Here is a 12569-nt window from a genome sequence, read left to right as displayed (position 1 = left end):
AATGCGTTTCCCTGTAGGAGCTGCCGCAGGCTGCGATCTTTTAGCAATCACCGCACAATCAATGTCCGGACGCGGCCGGGCCTGCTTTTGCGGCAAACGGCGGCTTCGCCAGCCACACAATCAGAATCAGCCCCATGAACCCCCAGCCCAGCAATGTGAAGTAATCCACGGTGGAGAGCATGTACGCCTGGCTGGTGAGGATCTGATCCATCTGCGCGTACGCCGATTGGCTCGCGCCACCTAAATGATTCAACGTCTCGCGGGTCGCCGGCTCGAAGGTACTGATGCTTTCGCTCATGTACGCATGATGCTGATCGGCGCGGCGGATCCAGATCCAGGTGGTCAACGATGCCGCAAAGCTACCGCCCAAGGTGCGCAAGAACGTCGCCAGACCGGCGCCGTCGGCGATCTGGCTCGGCGGCAGGTCGGACATCAGGATGCTCAGGGTCGGCATGAAGAACAGCGCCACGCCAATCCCCATGAACAGCTGCACCAGGGCGATGTGCTGGAAGTCCACCTCGTTGGTGAACTCGGCGCGCATGAAGCAGCTCAAGCCAATCGCGAGGAACGCCAGACCGGCCAGCAGGCGCAGGTCGAACTTGTTCGCGTACTTGCCGACAAACGGCGACAACAGCACCGGCAGAATCCCGATCGGCGCCACCGCCAGACCGGCCCAGGTCGCGGTGTAACCCATCTGGGTTTGCAGCCACTGTGGCAGGATCAGGTTGATGCCGAAGAACCCGGCGTAACCCAGCACCAGCACCAGCGTACCGATGCGGAAGTTGCGATGGGCGAACAGGCGCAGGTTGACCACCGGGTGCTGGTCGGTCATTTCCCAGATGACGAACACCGCCAGGGCGATCAGCGAAATCGCCGCACCGATGATGATGAAGTTCGATTCGAACCAGTCCAGGTCATTGCCCTTGTCGAGGATGACCTGCAACGCGCCGACGCCGATGATCAGCGTGATCAGACCGACGTAGTCCATCGGCTGCCGACTGGTTTCCACCGGGCGCTTGGCCAGCTGCGAACGCACCACCATCACCGCAAAGATGCCGATCGGTACGTTGATGAAGAAGATCCACGGCCAGCTGTAGCTGTCCGTGATCCAGCCACCGAGAATAGGCCCGGCAATCGGCGCGACCACCGTGACCATCGCCAGCAATGCCAGGGCCATGCCGCGCCTCGCGGGCGGATACACGGCAATCAACAGCGTCTGCGTCATCGGGTACAGCGGACCGGCCACCAGGCCTTGCAGCACACGAAAGCCGATCAGTTCCGGCATCGACGTTGAGATACCGCAGAGAAACGAGGCCAGCACGAACAGAATGGTGGCCCAGAGAAACAGCTTCACCTCGCCGAAACGGCGGCTGAGCCAACCGGTCAGCGGCAGCGCGATGGCGTTGCTTACGGCAAACGAGGTGATCACCCAGGTGCCCTGCTCCGAACTCACACCGAGGTTGCCGGAGATCGTCGGCAGCGCCACGTTGGCGATGGTGGTGTCGAGCACTTGCATGAACGTCGCCAGCGACAGGCCGATGGTGCTGAGCAACAGGCTGGGCGGCGTGAAAGAGGCGTTATTGCTCATTGTGAATCCTATGAAACCGGGTTGACGCTGCGTCTGTTAAAGAAGCAGTTGCCCATAAGGAACAGGCTCTTGTGATGAAGAAGTTCCTCTGTGGTGAGGGGATTTATCCCCGAAGGGTCGCCAAGCGGCCCGTCCTTAGATTCAGAAAAGCCGGGCCTGCTGCGCAGTCCATCGGGGATAAATCCCCTCACCACAGTAAATCTCATCACCTTGAGAACCTGTTCCCACAGGGGAAAGATTCAGCGTTGCGCGGTTTTGCTGACCGCAGCGCTGTTGTCGTGGATCAGTTGCGCAATCATCGCGTCGGCCTCAGCCAGTTGGCGGTCGTAGACGTTGGTGCTGAACGAGGCCTTCTGCGGCGGTTGCTGGGCCAGCACCGGGCCGCTCTGGTCGTGCAGGTTCACTTCAACGTTGGTCGACAGACCGACGCGCAATGGATGCCTGGCCAGTTCTTCGGCGTTGATATGAATCCGCACCGGCACACGCTGCACGATCTTGATCCAGTTACCAGTGGCGTTCTGCGCCGGCAACAGAGCGAACGCGCTGCCGGTACCGGCGCCGAGGCTGTCGACGGTGCCGCTGTACTTCACGCTGCTGCCGTAGATGTCGGACTCGATGTCCACCGGTTGGCCGATGCGCATGTCACGCAGTTGGGTTTCCTTGAAGTTGGCGTCGATCCACAGTTGATCCAGCGGAATCACCGCCATCAGCGCGGTGCCTGGCTGTACGCGCTGACCGAGCTGCACAGTGCGCTTGGCGACGTAACCGGTAACCGGCGCGATCAGGGTGCTGCGGGCGTTGGTCAGGTACGCCTGACGCAGTTCAGCAGCGGCCTGCATCACGTCCGGATGCGACGAAACCACGGTGTCATCGACCAGCGCGCTGGTGGTTTTCAGTTGTTGTTTGGCGTTGGCCAGGGCGTTTTGCGCCGAGGTCAGGTCGTCGCGGGCGTGGGACAGTTCTTCCTGGGAAATCGCCCCGCCGGCGGCGAGGTTTTTCCGGCGGTTGTAGTTGTCCTGAGCTTTCTGTACTTCGGCCTGTTGCGCGTTGACCTGGGCTTTCATGCCGTCAACGTTGCTGTACAGGCCGCGCACCTGACGCACGGTGCGCGCGAGTTTCGCCTGAGCACTTTGCAGGCCGACTTCGGCGTCGTTCGGGTCGAAGTTGACCAGCACCTGACCTTCGTGAACCAGATCACCGTCGTCGGCGCCGATGCTGACCACGGTGCCGGTGACCAGCGGCGTGATCTCGACGACGTTGCCGTTGACGTAGGCGTCGTCGGTGCTTTCGTTGAAGCGCCCGATGAATTCGTGATACGCCCAGACGCCGGCCCCGGCGAGCAGGACCACGACGGCCAGCACCAGCAGCATGAATTTGCGCTTGCGTGGATTGCCAGTGTCGGGCGTGTTGGCTTGAGTTTGGGTGTTTTCGGCAGTGGCCATGACAAATACCTGAATTAGTTGTGCGACGTGGCTGGGGTGGCGTTGGCTGCGGTCAGGGTCTCACCCTGAAAGCCGCCGCCCAGCGCTTGCATCAGTTGAATCGACAGGTCGATCTGCTCGGCATTGAGGTTGGCCAGCTGACGCTGGGCCTGCAGCAATTGCTGCTCGATGCTGAGCACGTCCAGGTAGTTGCCGATGCCGGAACCGTAACGCTGGACGACGGTGTTGTAAGAATCCTGAGCAATCTCGGTAGCGTGTTGTTGCGCGCCGATCTGCCGGCCGATGTCACGCAACTGGTTGATCGTGTCGCTGACATCACCCAGGGCTTTCACCAGGCTTTTGTTGTACTGCGCCACCGCCAGATCGTAATCGGCGTCACGCGCATCGAGGTTGGCGCGCAGGCGCCCGCCGTCGAAGATCGGCACCGAAATGGTCGGGGCGATGTTGAAGAAACGACTGGCCGACCCGAACATCGCGTCACCCAACAAGGATTCGGCACCGGCCGAGGCCGTGAGGTTCAAGTTGGGATAGAAGCGGGTTTTCGCCGAGTCGATGTCTTTGCTCGCCGCCTCTACGCGCCAGCGCGCAGCGACCAGATCCGGACGCCGGCCGAGCAGCTCTGCCGGCAGCACCGACGGCACCGCCACGGCGCTGGCTTGCAGGACTTTCGGTCGAGCAATTTCGTTGCCGCGATCCGGGCCTTTGCCGAGCAACACGGCCAGGGCGATTTTCGCGCTGTTCAGACGTTTTTCAGCGTCGATCAGGCTGGCTTCGGAGCTGGCCTCAAGGCTTTGGGTTTGCTGGAACTGGTACTGGCTGTCGATCCCGGCACTCAAGCGGCGCTGACTCAAATCGAGCATTTGTTTGGTGCGCTTGAGATCGTCGTTGGCCAGGTCGTAGACAATGTGCGCTTGACCCAGATCGCTGTAAGCCCGGGCCACGTCGGCGGCGAGGGTCAACTGCGCTGCCTGACGATCGACTTCGGCGGCGCGGGCCTGACCGAGTGCGGCTTCCCAGGCATCACGCTGGCCGCCCCACAGGTCGAAATTGTAGTTGAAGCCGGCGCTGACGTTACGCACCGTCGCGTAGGCATCACCCTGCCCTCGCGGGTCCTGATCCTTGGCCAGGCGCGAACGGCTGATGCCGGCACTGGCGTCGAGGGTCGGATAGCGTTCGGCATCGGCGGCATACGCGGCGGCGCTGGCCTGATGGGCGCGGGCTTCGGCGATCTGCATGTCCGGGCTGTCGTGCAGCGCTTCGCGGATGAGACCGTCGAGTTGCGGATCGCCGAGGCTGGTCCACCAGTCGCTTTTTGGCCAGGCGGCCGGCGACAGGGTCACGCCGTTGAGCGACTGGCCGACTTTCAGGCTTTTCGCATCGAGGTTTTGGCCCTGAGTGTCGAGGCCGCTGTAGTTGGCGCAACCGGCGAGGATCATCGCCGACAGCAGCAGGGTCAGGCTGCTGCGCAAGGTTTTACCGCTCATTGTGTTCACCTAAGCGCTGGATCGTGATCGGGTCACCGGCTGCCAGCAGGATTTTCTTGAGGATGTATTCCAGGGTTTTCAGCTCTTCACGAGAGATGGCGCCGGCCAGTTCATTCATCGCATCGGCGCCGATATAGGGCAGGCGATCGGCCAGTTGCTGGCCCTGCTCGGTGAGCTTGAGCTGCACCTGACGGCGATCGCCTTCGCTGCGTTGGCGAACCAGGAAACCTTTCTGCTCCAGACGATCGAGCATGCGCGTCATCGAACCGCTGTCCAGCGACAGGTGCCGGCACAGCTCGGCCGGGGTGTCGACGCCGTACTGGGCCATGATGATCAACACCTTGAACTGCGCGGCGGTGATGCCGTGGGGTTCCATGTGGGTGTCGATGATCCGGTCCTTGAGCAACGCGGCGCGGCCCAGCAACAGGCCGAGATGGCAATGTTTGAATTCGTCCGGGGTGAAATGCTTCATGTGCTCACCTAATAACTGCCTAGGCAGTGAATGTATGTCAAGATGTTACTGCCTAGGCAGCGAATGTCAACGCAATAGTTAGGTTGCTTTGTAATTAGTTGACCAACGGACTGGGTTTTTGTGTTGCACAGGCGCACGCCTTCGCGAGCAGGCTCGCTCCCACAGGATCTCCGCGCGACGCAAATTTTGCGTCTGATGGAAATCCCCTGTGGGAGTGAGCCTGCTCGCGAAGGCCGCGCCTCGGTTCAAATAAACAGGTGCGCTCTAGAAATCGCGCTTGTAGAAAATATCCAGCGAACTCGCCACGCCACTGGCCGCTTCGACATAGACCTTCTTGCTCAGCTTGTAGCGCAGCGCAATGGTGTTGGCCGGCTCGAACACGCCAACGCCATAACGCAGACTGAGTTTCTCGGAGATATTGCCGCTGGCGACCACACTGGTGGTGTTGCCGCTGCCCTGGGTATCGAGCTGAAAATCCTGAATCCCCAGGTCCTTGGCCAGACTGCTGGTGACCCCGGAACTGCCCATCAAGCCCAGACCCAACGCCGCTTGCGCGAGCATGTTGTTATCTTCGCCGTTGGTGCTCAACGGCCGCCCGAGCACCAGATACGACAACGCCTGTTCCTGGCTCATCGCCGGTTCGGAGAAGATCTGCGTAGTCGGTTGCTCGGCACTGCCGCTCAGGCGGATACCGGCGATCACGTCGTCGGTCTGGCGAATCGCTTCGATGTCCAGATACGGCTGATCGATCGGGCCGGCGAACAGCAGCCGCGCACGGCGCACGTTCAGGCGCTGGCCGTAGGCACGGTAACGGCCGTCGTTGAGCCACAGCTCGCCACGGGTGTCCATGTTGTCGCCGATGTGCACGTGACCTTGCAGGTTGGCGGTCAGGCCGAATCCGGCAAAACTCAGTTTGTCTTCGCCGACCACCACGTCGATGTCCATTTTCATCGCCAGCGGCGGTTTGCCCTCTTCGGTCTGTGCCCCGACGATGATCGTGTCATCGGAGACTTTCACCGTCGATGGCGGCAGTTCGCGCACAGTGATTTCGCCTCGGGGCACCTGGACCTTGCCGGCAATTTTCAGCTCGTCGCCGGCCATGGAAATCTTCAGGTCCGGCGCCACTTCCAGTTTGGCATAAGGCTCGACGGTCACCGGCAGTTGCGTGCCCTTGAGCGCGACATCGACCATCAGCGCCTGCCCCCAGGCGACGTTACCGTTCAGGCTGCCCTGCCCGCTTTTGCCGCTTTTCCAGCCGCCATCGAGGCGCACCGATTCGCCGGCAATCACCGCTTGCAGTTGCAGGTCCTTGAGCTCCATCGGCAGCTCGGCACCGGACACTTCGCCGTCGCTGAGTTTCACCGTGCCGTTGACCAGCGGCGCCAGCAGACCGCCGGAAATCGTGCCGCTGCCGTTGAGGCGTCCGGTGAGTTTTTCGACCATCGGCACAAACGGCCGCGCCACCGACAGGTCCAGTCCGCTCAGGCGGAAAGAGCCGCTCAACGGTTTGTTTTTCGGCAGCGGATTGAGCTGCGCCTGCACCATCAACTCGCCGAGTTTGCCGCCGACGAAGTTGAGTTCGGTGTCCACCCGCTTGGGTGTGAGTTTGCTGGTGAGCTTCAGGGTCTGGTACGGGAAGTCCAGCCACTGATCCTTTTCTTTCATGCGCAAAGTGCCGCCGCTGGCGTCGATGCTGACCACGCCATTGGGGCCGCTGGCCGGCAGATCCAATTGCAGATCGGCGTTGAGCCTGCCTTGCCAGGCAAAGTCTTTCGGCAACCACTGCGCGAGGCTTTCGATCGGGAACTGCTTGAGGTGGTAACGCAGTTTCGGCTCCGGCAGCAGGCGCTGATCTTCGCCGCACAGGCTGGCATTGCCGGACATCCAGCAATGCGCGCCGAAGTTGATCTTGCCGTCGGCGAGGCGTTCGAGTCTGGCCGGGCTCTGCAGTTTCCAGTCCTGGCCGCCGGCCTGAATGTCGCCGCTGGCCAGACGTCCGCGCCAATTGCCCTGGTCCAGATTGCCATCCAGACCGAGGGCCAGTTTCAGCTTCGGCCCGAGCAGGTCGAGGTTGAGTTTCTGCTGCTTGATGTCGCCTTGGGCGCTGGCGGTCAACACACCGAGGTTGGTGTCACCGGCTTGAATACCGCTGCCTTTGAGATCGATCTTCGCCCGTTGCGCACTGTCGAGCGTGGCATCGAGATTGAGGCTTTGCAGACGATTGTCCTGAAACGCCAGTTGCGAACCCTGCAAGCCGAGCTTGCCTTGCGGTGCCTTCAGCGTACCGGCGACATTGACCAGCCCCGTGACCTGCCCGCGCAACTGCGGCCAGAGCTGGGCCAGGCGCGTCAGCTTGATGTCGATCTGCCCGGTGAGTTTCTGTTGCAGGCTGCCCTTGCCGCTGATGCTGTTATCGCCGAGGCGGATTTGCAGGGCGTTGAGGTTCCACTGCTCGCCGGCGCCGTCCGCCTTGGCCTGGAGGATCGCCGGTTGCCCGCGCAATTTGCCTTTGAGGTCGAGGTCGGCGGAGAGGCTCAGGCGTTCGTTCTTCATCTCGCCTTGGCTTTTCAGCGGCCCGGCCAGGGTGCCAGGCAGTTCCGCGACCCAGTACGCCGGGTTCAGCGCCGAGAGCTCCAGCGCGGTGTCCCAAGCGATGCCGTCGGCGAACTGCACGTTCACATGCCCTTCAGCCTTGCCCTGCCCGGCTTGCATTTTCAGTTGCGGCAAGGCGATCTGTTTCAGGCTGCCGCTGAACGGGCTGCTCAGGCTGAACGCCCCCGCCGGGCCATCGAGGTCGGCGGCGAAGTTACCGAGGTACTGACCGTCGGTGTAGGAGACTTCGCCGGTGAAGCTGCGCAAGGCAACTTGCGGCTCGTCGATTTCGTTATAGAGCCGGTGCCACGGAAAGTCCTGCCAGTTGATGTTGGCTTGGGCGCTGAGACCTTTGCTCCAGTCAACTCGGCCGGTGAGTTTGAGGCTTTGTTTGTCGTTGGCCGTCAGGTCGAGGCCGACAATCTGCGCGCCACTGGCGTCGACTTTGCCTTTGAGCAGCAGCGCCACCGGCCCCTTGTCGGCGGGCAGCGTGGCGTTGCCATTGAGCTGGTAACCGTTTTTCAGATCACCTTCGCCGGTCAAGAGCAGTTGATTCAATTGCAGGGTGTCCGGCAGGTCAGCGCTCGGTTTGAACGCATCGCTGGTGATCCGTACCTTGGCCGGCAGATTTTCCGCTAGCGGTTGCAACTCGCCGCTCAACTGGCCGTCGAGGTAGCCATGACTGTCGGCGTGCAGGTTGAGGGTTTTCAGCAGATCGCCGTCGACTTTCAACGCCAGCGTCCAGGGGCCAGTGCCTGGGGACGGCAGGCTCAGGTCACCGGCGATGTTCAGCGGCCAGTTGCCGGTCGGTTGCAGCAGGCCGGAGAGGTTCAGGCTGAGGTCGTCGCGCTGCAATTTCACGCTGTCAATTTGCAGCCCTTGGGCAGTCCAGTGCGCCGCCAGCTGCAAGCCCTTGAGTTGCTCGCTGCCGTTGAACAGCAAGCTGCCTACTTGCACGTCACCGAGTTCGATGGCCACCGGCAATTGCAGATCCGGCAGTTGAATCGGGCCGCTGTCGGTGGTTTCCTCACTCGGCGGGAATTGCAGAATCACCTGATCAGCCTTGAGCTGTTCGATGCACAGGGTCATGCGCGTCAGGCACAGCGGCGACCAGGCGAAAATCGGCTTGCTCAGTTCGACCCGGCTGCTGCCCTGTTGCCACAACAGATGATCGGCGCTCCATTGCCCGCCGAGGCGACCCTGGAAATTCTCCACGCTCAAACCCGGCACCAGGCTCAGCGCCCAACGGCTGCCTGCTTGCGTCCCGAGTAGAGTGGCGATGCTCAATACAACCAACAGCACCAGCGCCAACAATGCCAGTGCCGCTATTTTCAAACCACGCTTCACAGCTCAGGCCCCATGGAAAAGTGCAGCCGGATGCCGCCGTCGTCGTCCAGCGCGTGGGCCAGGTCGAGGCGGATTGGCCCCACCGGCGAGACCCAGCGCACACCGATACCGACCCCGGTCTTGAGGTTCGGCAGTTCGAGTTTGTTAAAGGAGTTGCCCTGGTCGACGAAGGTCGCGACCCGCCATTTCTCGGCAATCGAATATTGATACTCGACGCTGCCGGCCACCATGTAACGCCCGCCGATGCGGTCGCCCTTGTCGTTTTCCGGCGACAGGCTCTGGTAGTCGTAACCGCGCACGCTCTGATCGCCACCGGCGAAGAAACGTAGTGATGGCGGTACCGAGTTGTAACCGTTGGTGGCGCTGCCGCCGACCTGCACCCGACCGAGGAAGCGGTGGTTGTCGAACACCGTGGTCAGGCCTTTGATCAGCGCCGTGCCGTATAAAAGGTTGTTGTCCGAGCCAAGACCTTCCTTCGCCACTTTGCTTTCAAAGGTCAGGCGATAGCCGTTGTGCGGGTCGATGCGGTTGTCGCTCTTCAGGTACGAATAGCTGATGCCGGGCATCAACAAGGTGCTGAGGCCGGAGTCGTCGCCGAGTTCATATTCTTCGCGCTGCCATTTCAGCGAAATCACTCGCTGCCAGCCGCTGGGCAACTTGCTGTGCCATTCCGGGCCGAAGGTCAGCAGCTTGCTCAGGGTGTCGGAGCCGTCGATGTTTTCATATTGATAACCACCGGCCCAGCGCAGTTTGTCGGTCAGCGGCGGGTCGAGCGGGATGTCGTAGAACAGACCGACGTTTTGCCGTGGCGCCGACAGTTCGGCTTCCCAGCCGTAGCTGTCGCCCTGCGGGTTGACCCAGTGGCGGGTCCAGTTGGCCTTGATCCGTGGGCCGACGTCAGTCGAGTATCCGAGGCCCAGGCCCATGGTGCGTGGCTTGCGCGTGTCGAGTTTGACGTCCACCGGAATCACGTCGTTCTTCGCCGCGGTCGGCGCCGCATCGACGCGCACGCCTTCGAAATAGCCGCTCGATTGCAGGTCGCGGTTGAGTTCGGCGATCAACTCGGAGTCATACGGGTCGCCGGCCTTGAACGGCACCATGCGTTGCAGCAGGTCTTCGTCGAACGGCGTGTCGCCCTCGAAACTGACGCTGCCCAGCGCATAACGCGGGCCGCTGTCGTAGATCAATTCAACGTCGGCCACCCCGGCACGCGGGTCGACCAGGAGTTTCTGGCTGGTGAAATGGCCGCTGAAGAAACCGAAACGCGAGGCCTGGTTCTGGATCAGACGTTTGGCGTCTTCATAACGCCCATGGTTGAGCACGGCGCCGGACTTGAGCGTGTCACTGCTCGGCACACGAAAGGATTTGAGCGAGGCCGCGGGCCCGTCGACGCGGATAGTCACGTTGCGCAGACGAATCGGCTCGCCAGGATCGATGTTCAGCACCAGGCGCGGTTTATCACCGCCCTTCACATCGCTGTCGATCTGCGGCTGGTAATAACCCAAGGCTTGCGCGGCTTTGCGCGCCTGCTCCTCGGCCCCGCGACTGAAGCGCAGCAAGGCTTGTTCGTCACGATCGCCGAGGCTGCCGATATAGCCTTCTATATTGGCCTTGAGTTCGTCGTTGGACGGTTTGATCCGCACGTCCAATTCACTTTGCGCCAGCGCCGCGCAGCTGATTAACAGCAGGAGCACGCCACTGGTAAATCTTCCTGGAAACTTCATAGGCGCGGATGCTATCACGGGCTTGGGAGCGTGATAGAACAGGAAATTTCCGAAGAAGTTCGATTGCTATGCTGTTGCAGTTTGTAACACCTGCGGATTGGCGTGGAAAAAAACGTGTTCACGCACCGGGCCGACGGCCACTTCGCCAATCTCCTCATAACCCTGACGTTTGTAGAATTCCAGGTAACGCGGGTTCCCGGTATCGAGTACGACGCCTTGCGAGGTTTCGTCCACCGCGCACCAGTTGTGCACGGCCGTCAACAGCTGCTCGCCAAAGTGTTTGCCTTGAAACTGCGGGTGGATTCCCAGCAGCGGCAACATGTGCACCGAATCGCTGGGCACGCACGCCGCCACCGCATCGTGATAGGCCAGATAACGCCGGGTGCAACGGAAGCCGGTGCTGAGCACCATGCGAAGGCGCCACGCCCAGCTCTCGGTGATCCCCAGACGCCGTTGCGGCGGCGCAATCAGGGCAATCCCGATCAGGCGGTCGTTGACCAGCAGGCCGATGGCTGGCAGGTCCTGCAGGAAATGCTGCTTGACCAGCTCACGCACCGTGGCCCGTACGCGCTGCTCGTAGCCCGGCCGCTCGGCCTCGAACAAGTAACCGAAGGTCGGTTCGTGGCGGTAGGCCTGATACAGCAGCGATCGGGCTTCGCGCGAGTAACCGCGGTCGAGCATGTGGATGTCGGCGATGGCAGTCTGGGTTTCAGGCATGACGGTGATTCTCCCCCGGGGCGCAGCGCAAATGACTACGCTCTTGTTGGTACGAACCTGTTGCAGGTGGCGCAGTTCCCCACAGGTATAGACCAACTCGGGATCTTCATCGACCGGGCGGGCCTCATCGCTGGCAAGCCAGCTCCCACAGTGCCTGCGTCGCACACAAAATATGTGAACACCATTGAACCTGTGGGAGCTGGCTTGCCAGCGATGGGGCCCCTACAGACAGCACACATCTGACAGAACACAGCGAATCTGCTTACCCCACACTGGCCCCCATCCCACATGTCAGCTAGCATCGCCCTTTTGCCAGGACTGCCGACCATGAAGATTGTTTCCTTCAACATCAACGGACTGCGCGCCCGTCCGCATCAGCTGGCAGCGCTGATCGAAAAGCATCAGCCGGACGTGATCGGCCTGCAGGAAACCAAGGTCCACGACGACCAGTTCCCGCTGGAAGAAGTGCGTGCGCTGGGTTATCACGTTTATTTCCACGGCCAGAAAGGCCATTACGGCGTTGCCCTGCTTTCGCGCAGTGAGCCGATCGCGATTCACAAAGGCTTCGCCAGCGATGAAGAAGACGCCCAGCGCCGCTTTATCTGGGGCACTTTCGCCGACGCCAATGGCGTGCCGGTAACCATCATGAACGGCTACTTCCCGCAGGGCGAAAGCCGCGACCACCCGACCAAATTCCCGGCCAAGCAACGCTTCTACAGTGACCTGCAAACCCTGCTGGAAAGCCAGTTCCACAACGAACAGCCGCTGGTGGTGATGGGCGATGTGAACATTTCCCCGGAGGACAGCGACATCGGCATCGGCCCGGACAACATGAAGCGCTGGCTGAAAACCGGCAAATGCAGCTTCCTGCCGGAAGAACGTGAATGGATGGCCCGCCTGAAAAACTGGGGCCTGACTGACAGCTTCCGCCACCTCAACCCGGACGTGACCGACATGTTCAGCTGGTTCGACTACCGCAGCCGCGGGTTTGAAGATGAACCGAAACGTGGCCTGCGCATCGACGTGATCCTCGCCTCCCATGGCTTGCTGCCACGGGTCAAGGATGCGGGCGTGGACTACGAACTGCGCGGCATGGAGAAGCCGTCGGACCATGCGCCGATCTGGCTGGAACTGGCCTGACCTTCGAATCGCCTGAAATCTCCTGTGGGAGCGAGCTTGCTCGCGAATGCGGAGTGTCAGTCA

At 61.4% G+C, this 12569-nt stretch carries 8 protein-coding genes; 1 reads left to right on the top strand and 7 read right to left on the bottom strand.

Translation table 11 applies throughout. The features are described from left to right. Window positions 1–58 precede the first annotated feature (58 nt). The 7 genes from HXW87_RS14260 to HXW87_RS14230 all read right to left on the bottom strand — a co-directional run bounded on the left by HXW87_RS14260 (window position 59) and on the right by HXW87_RS14230 (window position 11366). Window positions 59–1588, bottom strand: coding sequence for a DHA2 family efflux MFS transporter permease subunit (locus tag HXW87_RS14260; RefSeq protein ID WP_131670137.1), 1530 nt, complete (start codon window positions 1586–1588; stop codon window positions 59–61). Window positions 1589–1827: 239 nt separating this feature from the next. After that, a complete protein-coding gene (locus HXW87_RS14255) occupies window positions 1828–3030 on the bottom strand; it encodes an HlyD family efflux transporter periplasmic adaptor subunit (RefSeq protein ID WP_239779114.1) in 1203 nt (400 codons plus the stop codon). A 14-nt stretch (window positions 3031–3044) separates the two neighbouring features. After that, the gene (locus HXW87_RS14250; protein WP_239779113.1) at window positions 3045–4514 is read right to left on the bottom strand and encodes an efflux transporter outer membrane subunit; all 1470 of its coding nucleotides are present in this window, start codon (window positions 4512–4514) and stop codon (window positions 3045–3047) included. Next, a complete protein-coding gene (locus HXW87_RS14245) occupies window positions 4504–4986 on the bottom strand; it encodes a MarR family transcriptional regulator (RefSeq protein WP_041073261.1) in 483 nt (160 codons plus the stop codon). Before HXW87_RS14245 ends, HXW87_RS14250 begins: the two co-directional genes overlap by 11 nt. Before the next feature lie 264 nt (window positions 4987–5250). Continuing rightward, entirely contained in the window at window positions 5251–8925 is a 3675-nt protein-coding gene (locus HXW87_RS14240) for a translocation/assembly module TamB domain-containing protein (protein WP_239779112.1), read from the bottom strand. Then, window positions 8922–10649, bottom strand: coding sequence for an autotransporter assembly complex family protein (locus tag HXW87_RS14235; protein WP_239779111.1), 1728 nt, complete (start codon window positions 10647–10649; stop codon window positions 8922–8924). Before HXW87_RS14235 ends, HXW87_RS14240 begins: the two co-directional genes overlap by 4 nt. A gap of 66 nt (window positions 10650–10715) precedes the next feature. Then, entirely contained in the window at window positions 10716–11366 is a 651-nt protein-coding gene (locus HXW87_RS14230) for a GNAT family N-acetyltransferase (RefSeq protein ID WP_086794616.1), read from the bottom strand. Window positions 11367–11693: 327 nt separating this feature from the next. Between HXW87_RS14230 and xthA the strand changes: the two genes are divergently transcribed. Next, a complete protein-coding gene (gene xthA / locus HXW87_RS14225; RefSeq protein ID WP_047291671.1) occupies window positions 11694–12506 on the top strand; it encodes an exodeoxyribonuclease III in 813 nt (270 codons plus the stop codon). Window positions 12507–12569: the final 63 nt, after the last annotated feature.

Source organism: Pseudomonas sp. Y5-11 (genome assembly GCF_022368695.1).
Classification (GTDB): Bacteria; Pseudomonadota; Gammaproteobacteria; order Pseudomonadales; family Pseudomonadaceae; genus Aquipseudomonas; species Aquipseudomonas parakoreensis.
This window is presented reverse-complemented; position numbering and strand designations above follow the sequence as displayed.

What these genes read in the sequence shown, in the direction of transcription:
- HXW87_RS14235 (WP_239779111.1), bottom strand. Translation starts at nt 10,649, where the DNA reads ATGAAGTTTCCAGGAAGATTTACCAGTGGCGTGCTCCTGCTGTTAATC.
- HXW87_RS14245 (WP_041073261.1), bottom strand. Translation starts at nt 4,986, where the DNA reads ATGAAGCATTTCACCCCGGACGAATTCAAACATTGCCATCTCGGCCTG.
- HXW87_RS14250 (WP_239779113.1), bottom strand. Translation starts at nt 4,514, where the DNA reads ATGAGCGGTAAAACCTTGCGCAGCAGCCTGACCCTGCTGCTGTCGGCG.
- HXW87_RS14255 (WP_239779114.1), bottom strand. Translation starts at nt 3,030, where the DNA reads ATGGCCACTGCCGAAAACACCCAAACTCAAGCCAACACGCCCGACACT.
- HXW87_RS14230 (WP_086794616.1), bottom strand. Translation starts at nt 11,366, where the DNA reads ATGCCTGAAACCCAGACTGCCATCGCCGACATCCACATGCTCGACCGC.
- xthA (WP_047291671.1), top strand. Translation starts at nt 11,694, where the DNA reads ATGAAGATTGTTTCCTTCAACATCAACGGACTGCGCGCCCGTCCGCAT.
- HXW87_RS14260 (WP_131670137.1), bottom strand. Translation starts at nt 1,588, where the DNA reads ATGAGCAATAACGCCTCTTTCACGCCGCCCAGCCTGTTGCTCAGCACC.